The sequence below is a fragment of the Pseudomonas sp. FR229a genome, from assembly GCF_030209115.1.
Taxonomy (GTDB): Bacteria; Pseudomonadota; Gammaproteobacteria; order Pseudomonadales; family Pseudomonadaceae; genus Aquipseudomonas; species Aquipseudomonas moraviensis_A.
Window position 1 is genome coordinate 1 of sequence record NZ_JARVSP010000016.1, and the last position, 15,331, is coordinate 15,331.

At 61.9% G+C, this 15,331-nt stretch carries 10 protein-coding genes; 7 read left to right on the forward strand and 3 right to left on the reverse strand.

Annotation, left to right across the window (positions count from 1 at the left end; all coding sequences use genetic code 11):
• Positions 1–269 (forward strand): hypothetical protein (locus QRN33_RS13550; protein WP_285409013.1); only part of this gene is annotated, 269 nt, incomplete at its 5' end.
• 316 nt (positions 270–585) lie between these two features.
• On the opposite strand, the gene QRN33_RS13555 is transcribed toward QRN33_RS13550, so the two are convergent.
• The 3 genes from QRN33_RS13555 to QRN33_RS13565 are packed head-to-tail and all read right to left on the reverse strand — an operon-like array spanning position 586 to position 5,113.
• Complete coding sequence (locus QRN33_RS13555) at positions 586–1,971, reverse strand: efflux transporter outer membrane subunit (RefSeq protein WP_285409015.1); 1,386 nt, start codon at positions 1,969–1,971, stop codon at positions 586–588.
• A 7-nt stretch (positions 1,972–1,978) separates the two neighbouring features.
• Complete coding sequence (locus QRN33_RS13560; RefSeq protein WP_252874185.1) at positions 1,979–3,949, reverse strand: MacB family efflux pump subunit; 1,971 nt, start codon at positions 3,947–3,949, stop codon at positions 1,979–1,981.
• Positions 3,950–5,113, reverse strand: a complete 1,164-nt coding sequence (locus QRN33_RS13565; protein WP_123418652.1) for an efflux RND transporter periplasmic adaptor subunit — start codon at positions 5,111–5,113, stop codon at positions 3,950–3,952.
• A gap of 280 nt (positions 5,114–5,393) precedes the next feature.
• Between QRN33_RS13565 and QRN33_RS13570 the strand changes: the two genes are divergently transcribed.
• The 6 genes from QRN33_RS13570 to QRN33_RS13595 all read left to right on the forward strand — a co-directional run bounded on the left by QRN33_RS13570 (position 5,394) and on the right by QRN33_RS13595 (position 15,245).
• Positions 5,394–5,876: a sigma-70 family RNA polymerase sigma factor gene (locus QRN33_RS13570; protein WP_041478511.1), complete on the forward strand. Its 483-nt coding sequence runs from the start codon at positions 5,394–5,396 to the stop codon at positions 5,874–5,876.
• Positions 5,877–6,008: 132 nt separating this feature from the next.
• The gene (locus QRN33_RS13575; RefSeq protein ID WP_123418651.1) at positions 6,009–7,346 is read left to right on the forward strand and encodes a lysine N(6)-hydroxylase/L-ornithine N(5)-oxygenase family protein; all 1,338 of its coding nucleotides are present in this window, start codon (positions 6,009–6,011) and stop codon (positions 7,344–7,346) included.
• A gap of 559 nt (positions 7,347–7,905) precedes the next feature.
• Positions 7,906–10,605: a magnesium-translocating P-type ATPase gene (gene mgtA / locus QRN33_RS13580; protein ID WP_285409019.1), complete on the forward strand. Its 2,700-nt coding sequence runs from the start codon at positions 7,906–7,908 to the stop codon at positions 10,603–10,605.
• A 228-nt stretch (positions 10,606–10,833) separates the two neighbouring features.
• Positions 10,834–11,268, forward strand: a complete 435-nt coding sequence (locus tag QRN33_RS13585; protein ID WP_042609407.1) for an ANTAR domain-containing protein — start codon at positions 10,834–10,836, stop codon at positions 11,266–11,268.
• 128 nt (positions 11,269–11,396) lie between these two features.
• Positions 11,397–12,029 (forward strand): response regulator transcription factor, encoded by a 633-nt coding sequence (locus tag QRN33_RS13590; protein WP_042609408.1) that lies wholly within the window; start codon positions 11,397–11,399, stop codon positions 12,027–12,029.
• Positions 12,030–12,038: 9 nt separating this feature from the next.
• On the forward strand, positions 12,039–15,245 hold the full coding sequence (locus QRN33_RS13595) for a transporter substrate-binding domain-containing protein (protein WP_285409022.1): 3,207 nt from the start codon (positions 12,039–12,041) through the stop codon (positions 15,243–15,245).
• Positions 15,246–15,331 lie beyond the last annotated feature (86 nt).

Consider the following 15,331-nt stretch of genomic DNA (forward strand, 5'->3'; position numbering starts at 1 on the left):
GGTCGCTGCGCTCCCACGCCCGGATCAATCCCTCCGCTCAGCCTTCCGACGTCGCTGGTGGATCAAGATCAAAAGCAGGCGAGCTGACACTCGGCCTAGAGGTGGACGCGGAGACTGTAGGAGCTGCCGAAGGCTGCGATCTTTTGATCTTTCTTGCTCTTGCTCTTGTAGGAGTGAGCCTGCTCGCGATAGCTATCTCAAAATGCCCAATACCCACTTTGAGAGCCTGCCCGCAAATGCGGTGTGTCATCCAATGCATCATTGCCTGACACGACCTCTTCGCGAGCAGGCTCACTCCTACAGGAGGTATTTGGCGTGGCGAGTATTTTGGCCGGACTGACAGATCCCTGTGGGAGCGAGCCTGCTCGCGAAGGCGTCAGTCCAGTCGCCGCGTCGCTCTCAGATCTCTTCCCAGCCACCCCCCCCCCAGCGCGTTGTACAGCGCAAGCACCGCATTCAGCGTGCCCTGGATTTGCACACGGTGGACACGATATCCGTGTAGGAGCTGCCGAAGGCTGCGATCTTTTGATCTTGCATTTAAGGATCAAGATCAAAAGATCGCAGCCTCGTTGCACTCGTCAGCTCCTACCAGTCACCCCCCAACGCTTTGTACAGCGCAATGCTCGCCTGCAGCCGCGACTGGCGCAGTTGCACGTTAAGGTCTTGCGCGGCATACAGCGTGCGCTGGGTTTGCAGGACGGTGAGCAGGTCTTCGGCGCCGGCCTGGTAGCGGCTCTGGGCGATGTCGAAGGCGGTTTGTGCCTGGGTCAATTCTTCGCTTTGCCATTGCCGCTGTTCGTCGAGGCCGCGGATGCTGCTGAGGGCTTTTTCGACGTCGGCGAAACCGTTGATGATCGCCCCGCGATAGGACTCCAGCAGTTCGTCCTGGCGGGCCTTGGCCTTGTCGCGTTCGGCGCTGAGGCGGCCGTTGTTGAAGATCGGCGCGGTCAGTCCTGTCGACAGGTTGTAGAACGTCGTGCGCAGCAGGTCGGCGGCCAGATCGGCGCCGCTGCCGAGGCTGGCGGTCAGGGTAATTTTCGGCAGCATTGCCGCGCGGGCAACAGTGACATCAGCCTGCGCCGCCGCCAGTCTGGCTTCAGCGCTGGCAATGTCCGGGCGGCGGCTGAGCAAGTCGCTCGGCACGCCACTGGCGATGTCCGGCCAGTGCAATTGGGCGAAGGATTGCTCGGGCAACCGCAACGCCTGCACCGGTTGGCCGAGCAGGGCGGCGAGGCTGATCAATGCTTCGCGGGCCTGTTGTTGCACCAGCGGCAGGCGGCGCTGTTGTTCGGCCACCAGACTTTTCTGCTGGGCCAGTTCCAGCGCGGTGGCGCTGCCGGCGTCGAAACGGGTCTGCACCAGATGCAGCACGTTCTGCGCATTTTTCAGATTGAGTTCGGCAATGCGCGCCTGCTCACGCAAGGCGAGGGTCTGGGTGTAGCTGTTGGCGACGCCGCTGAGCAAGGTCAGTTCGACGGTGGCGCGGTCGAACTCGCTGGCCTGCACAGCGAACACGGCACTGTCGCGCGCGGCACGATTGCCGCCCCAGAAATCGATCTCGTAACTGGCGCTGAGCTCGGCATCGTAATAGTCCAGCGAACGATTTTCCGGGCTGACATCCAGTTGGCTGTAGCCCTTGCCGTGGATCAGTTTCTGCCGGTTGGCATTCAATCCGGCCTTGAGTTCCGGCAGCAGCGGCGCGCCGGCGATGGTTGCGCTGGCCTGGGCCTGTCGGACCCGCGCCATCGCGGCGGCGAGGTCGTAGCTGCCCAGCCGCGCCTGTTCCACCAGCCGCTCCAGTTCAGGGCTGCCGAACTGCGTCCACCATTGCCGATTGCTTTGCAACGCGCCGTGGCTGTCGGCGGACTGCCACGCGCGTGGTGGCTGCACGCCGCTGTCGAGGCGCGGCGCCGGGCTGCTGCAGGCCGCCAGCAACAGGCTGGCGGCGAGAAACGTCAGTCGCACTTTCATAGGTCGATCATTCACTGGTGAGGGCCGTGACCGGGTCGAGCCGGGCAGCTTTGCGGGCCGGCATGAAGCCGAAAATGACACCGGTGACCAGCGCACAGGCAAACGCGCCGATCACCGCCAGCGCTTGAAAGGCAACCGACACACCGCTGAGCAACAACACGCCGCCGACCAGCAGCGCCAGGCCGATCCCGGCAATACCGCCGACCACCGACAGCATCACCGCTTCAGTGAGGAACTGGCGCAGGATGTCGCGCTGGCGTGCGCCAGTGGCCATGCGAATACCGATCTCCCGCGTACGTTCGCGCACGGTCATGAGCATGATGTTCATCACGCCGATGCCGCCGACCAGCAGGGAAATCGCCGCAATCGCACCCAGCATCAGCGACAGCGTGCCTTGCGTGCGCGCCTCGGCCTGGATCATGGCGGCATTGTTGGTCAGCTCGAAATCCTTCTTGCCATGGTGCCGCCGCAGCATCGCCTGTTCGATGGCCTGTTCGGCGTCCTTGACCTTGCGCGCATCCTTGGCGGCGATCACCACGTATTGCGGATTGCGACTGCCGAACAGGCGCATGCTCGCTGCCGAATAGGGCACGGCGATGCGGTTGTCACTATCCGAGTCGCCAGAGCTGGCGCCTTTTTCCGCGAGCACGCCGAGGATCTGGAACGGCACGTTTTCGATGAGGATGTATTGACCGATCGGGTTGGCGACATCCTTGAGCAGCTTGTCGCGGACCTTGGTGCCGATCACCGCGACAGCGGCGGCGCTGTCTTCATCGGCCTGGGTGAAATAGCTGCCCTGGATCACCGGCCAATTGAAAATCACCGGGAAATTGGTGTCATTGCCGCCGACGTAACTGCTGTGGTCGGCATTGCCAAACCGCACGCCGGCGGTCGAGCCGTTGACCGGCATGATCCGCTCCACCTGGGGCAGGGCGGACAGTTCGGCGACGTCGTCGAGGGTGATGATGCCCTCGGGCGTGCGCGGGTTCGGTGCCGAGCCGCTGAGGTAAATGATGTTGGAGCCGAACGCACCCATTTGCGCCATGACCTGGCGCTTGCTGCCCTCGCCAACGGCGAGCATCACTACCACTGAGGCCACACCAATAACGATGCCCAGCAGTGTCAGCGCCGTGCGAAAACGGTTGATCCACATCACTCGCCACGCGGCTTGCACGGCGTCGACCAGTTCACCTTTCCAGGCGCCGGTCTGGCTGCTGCCACTGCTCAGGCGCTGGCGCAGGTCGACCGCTTGCAGCGCGCCGGGATTGGCCGAAGAGGGCGTGGATGCATGCCCGGCGCTGTCACTGATGATCAGACCGTCGCGGATTTCGATGATGCGCTTGGCCCGTTGCGCCACTTCGCGGTCGTGGGTGATGAGGATGACGACGTGGCCCTGATCGGCGAGTTCGTCGAGCAGGGTCATGACCTCGGCGCCGCTGTGGCTGTCGAGAGCGCCGGTCGGCTCGTCGGCGAGGATGATGTGGCCGCCGTTCATCAGCGCACGGGCAATCGACACCCGCTGTTGCTGACCGCCGGAAAGCTGATGCGGACGGTTGCCGGTGCGGCTGCCGAGGCCAAGACGTTCCAGTAGCGCAAAGGCGCGGGCATGCCGCTCGGCGGCCGGGGTGCCGGCGTAGATGGCCGGCATCTCGACGTTTTCCTGCGCCGAGCCGGAGGGGATCAGGTGATAGCCCTGAAAGACAAATCCGAATGCTTCGCGACGCAGCCAGGCCAGTTCATCGCTGTCCAGCTGAGCGACATTTTCCCCGGCGAAGCGATATTCGCCGCTGGTAGGCCGGTCAAGGCAACCGAGGATGTTCATCAGCGTCGACTTGCCCGAACCGGAGGCGCCGACAATGGCGACGAACTCGCCGGCGTGGATCGACAGATCGATCCCGCGCAGCACTTCAACCAGCGGGCTGTCATCACCGCCGTAGGCTTTGCGGATCTGCCGCAGGTCGATCAGAGGCGTGTGCATTCAGCCCCCATGACCGCTGGCCGGCGCGCTGAGAATATGTTCGCCCTCGGCCAGACCTTCCAGCACCTGGGTGCGCAGGCGATCGCTGATACCGGTGCGCACTTCCCGCGCCTGAATATCACCGTTGGCGGCGACGATCTGCGCCCGCTGCCACTGCGGACGCGAACCCGGTTGCAGGGCGGCGCTCGGCACGGTCAGGGTGTCCTGCGCCTGTTGCGCGACGAAGAACACCTGGGCGGTCATGTCGGTCATCAGGCTGTGATCGGCATTATCGACGTCGAGCAGCACGGTATAGAGAACCACGCGTTCGCTGCCGCTTCGGCCACTGGTGGGACTGCCGCCCTGATTCTGTTCGAGCGGGCGCGGCGGCACCGGCAGGATCTGCCGCACGGTGCTGCTCCAGCGCCGGTTGCCGCCGCTGAGAGTAGTGAAATAGGCGGTCATGCCCGGTTTGACATGGCCGATGTCGGCCTCCGAAACCTCGGCCCAGACCGTCATCGGCGAGAGCCTGGCGATGCGCAGGATCAGCGGGGTCTGTTGCTGAGCGTTGAGGGTCTGGCCTTCGCGCGCACCAATGGCCACGACGGTTCCGCTCATCGGTGCGTAGATGCGCGTGTAGCCGAGCTCCGCCTCGTCGCTGCGCAGGCTGGCCTGAGCCTGACGGATTTGTGCCTGGAACATGTCGATGCGCGCCTGGGTCGCTCGGACCTCGGCGCGGGCGGTCTGCACATCTTCCTCGCGGGTGGCGCCACCGGCGGCCAGTTTCTGCTGGCGCTGGTATTTCTGCTGCGCCAGATCGTGCTGGGCACGTTGCTCCTGCAACTGCGCCTTGAGATTTTCGATGGAGAAGCGTCCGGCATCGAGCTTGGCTTTCTGCGTTGAGGGGTCGATTTCCACCAGCAGCTGGCCTTCCTTGACCGTGTCGCCGGCCTCGACGTGAATCTTCTGAATCTGCCCCGAGGCCTGCGCGCCGACATCCACGTAACGGCGCGGCTGCAGGGTGCCCAACGCCGTCACGCTGTTTTCGATATCGCCCCGGCTGACCTGCACGGTGGCAACGGCGTCGCGACCGGGCGGCAAAACCTGCCAGGCAGCAACGGCGATCACGGGAATCAGACAGAGGGCGGCGAACAGTGCTCGACGGGCGGGGCGGGGACGATTCATGCAGGGTTCCGGCCAGTGGTTGCGGCCCGTCGCAAGGCACGACAGACACAGGGGCTGTCCTGTAAACGAGGCATGGGCCATGGAATTTAGCCGCGGACACATCGCGTTGCCGCGCGCCGGACTACCACTATTTGTCCGGTATATGGAATCAGCTCTTTAAATCTATATGAGAATTACTATAAATTACGCACTTCAAGTTGCCACTATCTTGCTACTGCGTTATCCGCAGGCCGGATCAGTGCGCTCAAGGACAGAAACGGCATCGATGCGGTCGGGAGCCATGTTGGAAAACTACTATCGTGAGCTGGTGTGTTTCCTCAACGCCAGACTGGGCAACCGTCAGGTCGCCGAGGATGTGGTGCATGACGCCTATGTACGCGTGCTGGAGCGCTCCAGCGAAGTGCCGATCGAACAACCGCGGGCCTTCCTATATCGCACCGCGCTGAACCTGGTTATCGATGATCACCGCCGCAACGCGCTGCGCCAGGTTGAATCGCTGGACGTGCTGGATAACGAAGAGCGCTATTTCACTCCCTCGCCTCATGGCACCCTCGATCATGGTCAGCGTCTGGAAATGCTCCAGCGCGCGCTGGCCGAGTTGCCGCCGCTGTGCCGCGACAGTTTTCTGCTGCGCAAGATCGAAGGCCTGTCCCACCCGGAAATCGCCCAGACCCTCGGCATCTCCCGGGCGCTGGTGGAAAAACACATCGTCAACGCCATGAAGCATTGCCGCTTGCGCATCCAGCAATGGGATGGCCAGTGATCCGCGCCGGTTAAATTTCCTCTCATCGTCCTCGTTCCTACTCAACAGACGACCTGCTGACCTGATTCAGGCCGGTCAGGCCACCCAGGCTTTTTTCCCCGCGTTGAGGGGTTCATCCAGAGGACACTGGAAATGACACAGGCAAATGCATCGCCCATCGTTCACGACCTGATCGGCGTCGGTTTCGGCCCTTCGAACCTGGCACTGGCCATCGCCTTGCAGGAACGCGGTACGACCCAGGGCGAACTGGATGTGCTGTTCCTCGACAAGCAGGCCAATTACAGCTGGCACGGCAATACGTTGTCGACGCAGAGCGAATTGCAGATTTCCTTCCTCAAGGACCTGGTGACCCTGCGCAATCCCACCAGCCCGTATTCCTTCGTCAATTACCTCAAGCACCACGGACGTCTGGTCGATTTCATCAACCTCGGCACCTTCTATCCATGCCGCATGGAGTACAACGACTACCTGCGCTGGGTCGCCGGGCAGTTCACCGAGCAGAGCCGTTACGGTGAAGAAGTGCAGTTCATCGAACCGGTCCTGCATAACCAGCAGGTGGAAGCCTTGCGCGTGATTTCCCGCGGCAGCGACGGCCAGCAGTTCGTGCGCACCACGCGTTCGGTGGTGGTCAGCGCCGGCGGCACACCACGTATTCCGGAGGCATTCAAGGCGCTCAAGGGCGATCACCGGGTGTTCCACCATTCGCAATACCTGTCGCAAATGGCCCGCCAGCCCTGTGTGAACAATCAACCGATGAGTATCGCGATCATCGGTGGCGGGCAGAGCGCGGCGGAAGCCTTCATTGACCTCAATGATTCGTTCCCTTCGGTGCAGGTCGACATGATCCTGCGCGGCTCGGCCTTGAAGCCTGCGGACGACAGCCCGTTCGTCAACGAAGTGTTTTCGCCGGAGTTCACCGACCTGGTGTTCCAGCAGAACAGCGTCGAGCGCGAACGGCTGGTCAACGAGTACCACAACACCAACTATTCGGTGGTCGACATCGACCTGATCGAACGCATCTACGGCATCTTCTACCGGCAGAAGGTTTCCGGGATTGCCCGCCATGCCTTCCGCACCCTGACCACCGTCGAGAGCGCCACTGCCACGGCAAACGGCATCGAACTGGCGGTGCGCAACAACGCCACAGGCGAGGTCACGGTGCGCATTTATGACGCCGTGGTGCTCGCCACCGGTTACGAGCGGCAGATGCACCGCAAATTGCTCGCGCCGCTGGAGGAGTACCTCGGCGAATTCGAAGTCGATCGCAATTACAAACTGATCACCGACGAGCGCTGCAAGGCTGGCATTTATATGCAGGGCTTCTGCCAGGCCAGCCATGGCCTGAGCGATACGCTGCTGTCGGTGCTGCCGATTCGCGCCGACGAAATCGCCGGCTCGCTGTATGAGCATGGCAAACAGCGCGGGCATAGTCGCTCGGTGGCGGAGTTGCTGTTGGCGACTGCCAGCTGAGTTCTGCGTCGCCTGTCACACCGCTATCGCGAGCAGGCTCACTCCTACAAGGATCTGCGTACGCAGGACAAATGTAGGAGTGAGCCTGCTCGCGAAGGAGCCTTTGCCAGCACCGCAAAGCTGAATCCTGAACCCTTCCTGAACACCCGCCACATTCCCCGCCAACACCTCTTCCAGCCGTTTTGCTCCGGGCGTAAGCTGCGCGCGTTTTCATCAATTGCGGAGACCCACAGTGGGTACTTGTTCGAGTGACAGTTGTCGGCCGGTCTTGAACACCGGCAGATTCTCGGCAAGATAACGCGCAGTCTTTCCCTGCCGTTGTCTCGCCGTAACAGCGAGCAGCGGCATCCCGTGCATGGCCAGTCCTGGGTCATGTCTCGACGTCCCTCTCATCGACACTGAACCAAGCGTGCTGACGACCTCAGTCGTCATCGCCGCCTATCGACGCGCCTGTCATTGCCGACCGGCGCGCCACGCCTTGCCGTGCCGGTTTTTCCCGGTGCCGGGGCGTGGCGGTACCTGCTCGACGGTTTCCCGGCTGACCACAGGGGACACAGCCATGAAACTGAAGCTCAAGGAATTTTTCGCAGGCTTTCTGCGCAGCCGCCATATCGCCCGACACTTTCGTCGTCTGGCGCTGCTGGACTCGATCAACGACACCACGGTCAGCCGTGAAGTGCCGCCGACGCTCGCCAGTAAGCTGGTCGCTGCCGCCCATGAGGACAGCGCTGCGTTGCTGTCGTCACTGAGCACCCACGGCGAGGGGCTCATCGATGTCGAGGCCGATGCACTGCGCGCGCGACATGGCCTCAATGAGGTCGAACACGAGCAACCGCTGCCGTGGTGGACCCATCTGTGGCACTGCTACAAAAACCCGTTCAACCTGCTGCTGACCTTGCTCGCGGTGATCTCCTGGCTGACCGAAGACCTCAAGGCTGCCGTGGTGATTTTCTCCATGGTGGTGCTGTCGACGCTGCTGCGCTTCTGGCAGGAAAGCAAATCCAATCAGGCCGCCGATGCGCTCAAAGCCATGGTCAGCAACACCGCCACGGTGCTGCGCCGGGATGGCCCACGCCGGGAAGTGCCGATCAGGCAACTGGTGCCCGGCGATCTCATCGTACTGTCGGCCGGCGACATGATTCCCGCCGATTGCCGCGTGCTCAGCGCCAAGGACCTGTTCGTCAGTCAGGCTGCGATGACCGGCGAATCGATGCCGGTGGAGAAATTCATTCATCAGGCGGATCGCGACACGCGCAATCCGCTGGAGCTGGACAACCTTCTGTTCATGGGCACCAACGTCGTCTCCGGCAGTGCTGTTGCGCTGATTCTCACCACCGGCAACAGCACCTATTTCGGCGCGCTGGCACAACGGGTCGGCGCGACGGACCGGGCGGTGACCTCGTTCCAGCAGGGCGTCAACAAGGTCAGCTGGCTGCTGATCCGCTTCATGTTCGTCATGGCGCCGCTGGTGCTGTTCATCAACGGTTTCACCAAGGGCGACTGGACCGAAGCGCTGCTGTTCGCGCTGTCGATTGCCGTCGGCCTGACCCCGGAAATGCTGCCGATGATCGTCACCTCGACCCTGGCCAAAGGCGCCGTGTTTCTGTCGCGCAAAAAGGTCATCGTCAAACGCCTTGATGCGATCCAGAACTTCGGCGCCATGGACGTGCTGTGTACCGACAAGACCGGCACGCTGACTCAGGACAAGATCTTTCTCGCGCGCAACGTCGACGTCTGGGGCGAAGACAGCGACGAAGTGCTGGAACTGGCCTACCTCAACAGCTACTACCAGACCGGCCTGAAAAACCTGCTGGATGTGGCGGTGCTGGAACACGTGGAAATCCACCGTGAACTGAAAGTCGGCACGGCGTTTCGCAAGGTCGACGAGATCCCGTTCGATTTCAATCGCCGGCGTATGTCGGTCGTCGTGGAGGGCCGCGATCAGCCACATCAGCTGATCTGCAAAGGCGCGGTCGAGGAAGTGCTGGCGGTGTGCAGTCGCGTGCGTCATGGCGAAGTCGATGAAGCCTTGAGCGATGAATTGCTGACCCGGATTCGCCAGGTCACCGCCGCCTTCAACGCCGAAGGTTTGCGCGTGGTGGCCGTGGCCGCCCGCTCGATGTCCGAAGGTCGCGACACTTACAGCCTGGCTGATGAAAATGAACTGACCCTGATCGGTTACGTGGCGTTCCTCGATCCACCGAAGGACAGCACCGCACCGGCGCTCAAGGCCTTGGCCGAGCATGGCGTAGCGGTGAAGGTGCTGACCGGCGACAACGAACTGGTCACGGCGAAGATCTGCCGCGAGGTCGGCCTCGCCCAACAGGGGTTGCTGCTGGGCAACGACCTCGAGCGCATGAGCGATGCCGAACTGGCCGTGGCGGTCGAGAGCACCAACGTCTTCGCCAGACTGACGCCGTCGCACAAGGAGCGCATCGTCCGTGTGCTCAAGGGTAATGGCCATGTGGTCGGGTTCATGGGTGATGGCATCAACGACGCGCCGGCGCTGCGCACCGCCGATATCGGCATTTCCGTCGACAGCGCGGTGGACATCGCCAAGGAAGCGGCGGACATCATTCTGTTGGAAAAAAGCCTGATGGTGCTGGAGGAGGGCGTGCTTGAAGGGCGGCGCACCTTCGCCAACATGCTCAAGTACATCAAGATGACCGCCAGTTCCAACTTCGGCAATGTGTTCTCGGTGCTGGTCGCCAGTGCGTTCATCCCGTTCCTGCCGATGCTGCCGATGCACCTGCTGGTACAGAATCTGCTCTACGACATTTCGCAGATCGCCATTCCGTTCGACAACGTCGATGAGGAGATGCTGAAACAACCGCAACGCTGGCAACCGGGGGATGTCGGGCGCTTCATGCTGTTCTTCGGCCCGATCAGTTCGATTTTCGACATCACCACGTTCGCCTTGATGTGGTACGTGTTCGATGCCAACACCGCGGATCACCAGACGCTGTTCCAGTCCGGCTGGTTCGTGGTCGGGTTGCTGACCCAGACGCTGATCGTGCACATGATCCGCACGCCGAAGATTGCGTTCCTGCAAAGCCGTGCTGCCATGCCGTTGATGGTCATGACCGCGATCATCATGGCGGTGGGAGTTTTCCTGCCGATGGGGCCGCTGGCGCACTACTTCAAATTGCAGGCGCTGCCGCCGCTGTATTTCCTGTTTCTGCCGCTGATCCTGCTGGCGTACATGGCGCTGACCCAGGCGGTGAAGGGCTTCTACATCCGTCGGTTCGGCTGGCAATAATGCTGCCCCCTGTAGGAGTGAGCCTGCTCGCGATAGCGGTATTGCAGTGACATTGAAGTTGGCTGACACACCGCCATCGCGAGCAGGCTCACTCCTACAGGAGTATCGGTGCGTCCGTCAGTGCGGGGATGCCCGGATGAATGGCCGGATTTTTAGGAAAAGTCCTACAGAGCTAGCCTCGGCGCTTGCGTAGTCTTGCCCTCCCCAAACCTCACCGGGAGAATGACCATGAGCAACAAAGCGTTGCGCATCCTGATCGCCGACCCGCAGCATTTTCATCGAATGAAAATCGAGCGCCTGTTCAATGAGCTCGGCTACTACCGCGTGGCCCCGGTGCAGAATCTCGGCGAATTGTTGACCCTGGTCGACTACGGCTGCGAGCCGTTCGATGTACTGGTGATCAATGCAGAACTGGCGGCAGGCTCCCTGGACCTGCTGGGCTTTCTGCTCGATAACCCACAGGTTCGCCACGCTCTGATCTACAACGAACAGTCAGCACCGTTGCAGGCACTGGCAGGCTTCGCTCAGGAAAACGTGCAGATCAGCCCGGCGCCACTGCCCAATTCACAGCTCGTCGGGCAGGTGATGGCAAGGGTCGAAGCAGCCGGCGAACGCCGGCAAGCACCTGACTCACACTGGTTGTTGCGCCATGCCAATGCATAAAAATCCAGACTGCACAACTGTCAGACCTGACAGGTGATTCCCTTGTCCATCCATGTAACAGTGCCGGCGCAGCCACCGACTCCGAAACGGTCTGGTGCGGTGTCTTTTACGATTGTGCAGGAGTGCCAATGAAGTCAGCGCTGATCGTTGATGATCACCCCGTAGTGCGCGCGGCTATCCGAATCGTCCTGCAGGCTCAAGGTTTCACCCAGATTCATGAAGCGTCCAACGGCAATGAAGTCGTGCCGTTGATCCGCGAGCATGATCCGCAACTGGTGGTGCTCGATCTGGGGCTGGGCTCGATGGACGGGCTGGAAGTGCTCACGCGCATCCAGATCAAGGCGCCGACGGCGCGCTGCCGGGTCCTGGTGTTCAGCATGCATGAGCCCACGCATTATCAAGAGCGCTGTTTGCGTGCCGGGGCGATGGGCTACGTGACCAAGAGCAATCAGTTGACCCTGCTGCACGAAGCCATCAAGGCACTGATGTCCGGCCACACCTATTTCTCCGCGTTGCCTAATACCAGCGGTCTGTACAACGCTGTGCAACGCACTGAAAAGGAGATGATCGATCAACTGTCCGATCGAGAGTTATGTATTTTCGTGCAATTGGCGCTGGGCAAGCCGAACAAGGCCATTGCCCAGGAAATGCACTTGAGCCACAAGACCGTCAGCACCTATAAAACCCGCATGATGGCGAAACTCTGTCTGGGGTCACTGGTGCTCCTGCGCGAATTTGCCAAGCGCAATCACTTGATCTGAGTGTCCGACATGACGCAGGGACTGCGGATTCTATGGCTGTGGCTGGGGCTGGTAACGTCGGTCTGCGCCGGTGCACCGCCGCAGATACTGGAGGTGCTGGCCCGCCCCGAACCGGGCAACGTCCAGGTTCGCCTCGACGAGCGGGAACGCCAGTGGCTGCGTGAGCATCCGCTGTTGCGCATGGGCATTTCGGGGCGGGACTATCCGCCGTTCGAGATCACCCGCAATCGGCACGAGCTGGAGGGGCTCACCGCCGATTACGCCGATCTCGTGGCGCAACTGCTCGGCGTCGAACTCCAGGTGCAGCGCTTCTCCGATCGTCCTGCGGTCATGGCCGCACTCAAGCGCGGCGAGATCGATCTGCTGGGCACATCGAACAGTTTTGAAGTGGCTGACCCGGCTTTTATCCTTTCGCGCCCCTACGCTGAAGATCAGCCGATGCTGGTCACCCGCCACGACGAAAAACTGCCCGCCGATCTGGCGGCCAAACGCATCGCCCTGGTCGAAGATTACCTGCCACTGGCTGCTGTTCAGGCGTTCTACCCCGACGCACAGGTGCAACTTTATGCCTCGGCAATGGATGCACTCGGCGCGGTCGCTTTCGGTGCCGACGATGCCTATCTGGGCGACTTCATAAGTGCCAACTACCTGATCAACAACAATTACCGCAACGACCTGCAATTGGCCGGGCCGTCGGGGCTTGACGCCAACCCCTTCGCTTTTGCGTTGTTGCGCAGCGACGTGGTGCTCAAGCGCCTCGTCGACAAGGCATTGCAGGCCGTGCCCATGGAGCGCCGGCATCTGCTCGAACAGCGCTGGAGTGTCGGCCTCGCCGAAATGGCCGAACAGTCCGGGGTGCAGCTCAGCGCCGCCGAGCAGCAGTGGCTGGAACAGCATCCGACGGTGCGGGTGGGCGCTGCCGAGGACTTTGCGCCCCTGGCGTTTTTCGGTGCCGACGGGCGTTTCAGCGGATTGTCGGCGCAGTTGTTGAGCCTGATTGCGCAGCGCAGCGGGCTGAATTTCGAGATCGTGCGCGGCGCTTCACTGAACGATCAGTTCGAACAACTCCAGGCCGGTGAGCTCGATGTATTGCCAGTGGTGACGCCCAGCACCGAGCGTGAAGCGCAGCTGCAATTCACCCGCGCCTATCTGAACAATCCGTTCGTGCTGGTCAGCGCTGCGCATGGGCCGCATCCACTGCCGCTGGAGGCGCTGGCGGGCAAACGCCTGGCCATCTATCGCGGCCACCCATTGCGCGATTACCTGCTGCAACGCGTGCCCGGTCTGCGTCTGGTCGAGGTCAAGAGCCCCGCCGAAGGCATGGCGCTGATTGCCAGAGGACAGGTCGACGTGACGGTGAGCTCATTACTGGTGGCGCGTTTTCTGATCGCCCGGCAGTACCGCGACCGCCTGCGGATCACCGGAACCGTTGGCGACCAGCCGGCGCGCATCGCTTTGGCCACGGCGCCGCAATCGGCGTTGCTGCATTCGATTCTGAACAAGGCGTTGCTGAGCATCGCGCCGCAGCAGATGGATGAACTGGTCGAGCGCTGGAGCCACGATGTGGTGGTCGAGGACAGCTACTGGCTGCGCCACCGTCAGGAGATTCTGCTGGGTTTCGCCGGCGCAGCGGCCTTGCTCCTGCTGGCAATGCTCTGGATCGGCTGGCAGCGTCGGCAGATTCACCAGCGTCAACAGTGGTTGCTGCAGCTGCAACAGGCCAAGGATGTCGCAGACGAGGCCAATCGGGCCAAGAGCACCTTTCTGGCGACCATGAGCCATGAGATCCGCACACCAATGAACGCGTTGATCGGCATGCTCGAACTGGCCCTCAAGCGTGCGGAGGAGGGCGTGACTGACCGCTTGGCGATTCAAGTGGCCTCGAATGCCGGCCAGCAATTATTGGCGTTAATTGGCGATATTCTCGACATCGCCCGCATCGAGTCGGGGCATTTGTCCCTCGCCCCCGAGCGGGCCAATCTGCGCGAGACCGTTTCATCGGTGTGCCGGGTGTTCGAGGGGCTGGCGCGGCAGAAGCGTTTGTTGTGGCGCATCGAACTCGATCCGCGTGCCGACATGGACGTGCTGATCGATCCGACGCGCTTCAAGCAGGTGCTGTCGAATCTGCTGAGCAATGCGATCAAGTTCACCGAGGCTGGCGAGGTCAGCCTGCAACTGCAGATCGGTGCGATATTGGACGAGCAGGTGAATGTGCGAGTGCTTATCGAAGACAGCGGCATCGGTATCAGTGCCGCCGATCAAAAGCGCCTGTTCAATCCCTTCGTTCAAGCAGGCAATAGTCCACAAGCGGCGCGCAGCGGGTCCGGTCTGGGGCTGGTGATCAGTCGCAACCTTTGCGAAATGATGGGCGGCACGTTGCGTCTGGACAGCGATCCCGGGCAAGGCACACGCGTGGAAATCAACCTGCAGTTGCCACTGCTGACCGCGATGGCGACCACCGCGGCAACCCCCGACGCGGCGGCCGCCACCTGTGTATTGAACGTGCTGGTGGTGGACGATCACCCGGTCAACCGCTTGCTGATGTGCTGGCAACTGAGCGAACTCGGGCATCGCACGGTAGACGTCGGCGATGGTGAACAGGGGCTGGATCGCTGGCGAACCCAGGCCTTCGATGTGCTAATCACCGACTGCAACATGCCGCGACGCAATGGCTATGAACTGGCGCAGGCGATTCGCGACGAAGAAGCCGCCACCGGACGCAGGCGCTGCCTGATTCTCGGTTTTACCGCCAACGCGCAGATCGAAGAGCGCCTGCGGTGTCTGGATGCCGGCATGGACGGCTGCCTGTTCAAACCGATTCGCTTGCACGATCTGGCTGAAGCCTTGAGCGGCGCCCACTCTTGCGCGCCGCACAAAGATCACCCGCCCGCCGCCGAGCCTGTCGAGATCGATCTGAGTGCCCTGGAACAGATGGCCGGTGCCGACCACTCGTTGATCGAACGCTTGCGCAAGGAAGTCGGTAACAGCCTGCGCGATGATCTCCAGGCTCTGGATCAATTGCAGGCGAGCGACCGCGAAGACTTGCGCGAGTTGGCCCATCGCATCAGGGGCGGGGCGCAGATGGTCGGGGCTGCGCGGGTTGTTGCGGCGTGTGTCGAGCTGGAAACGGCTTGCCGAGACAGGGATAACGGGGTCATCGACCGCACCATCGACAGGTTGCGCGAAGCCATGCACAGCCTCGCGCGCTGCCTCTGAGCCCCATGCCGTCTCGTGTGGGAGCAAGCCTGCTCGCGAAAGGCGCCACCGAGTCACTGTTCTGTATATGGAACACTCAGGCCGAT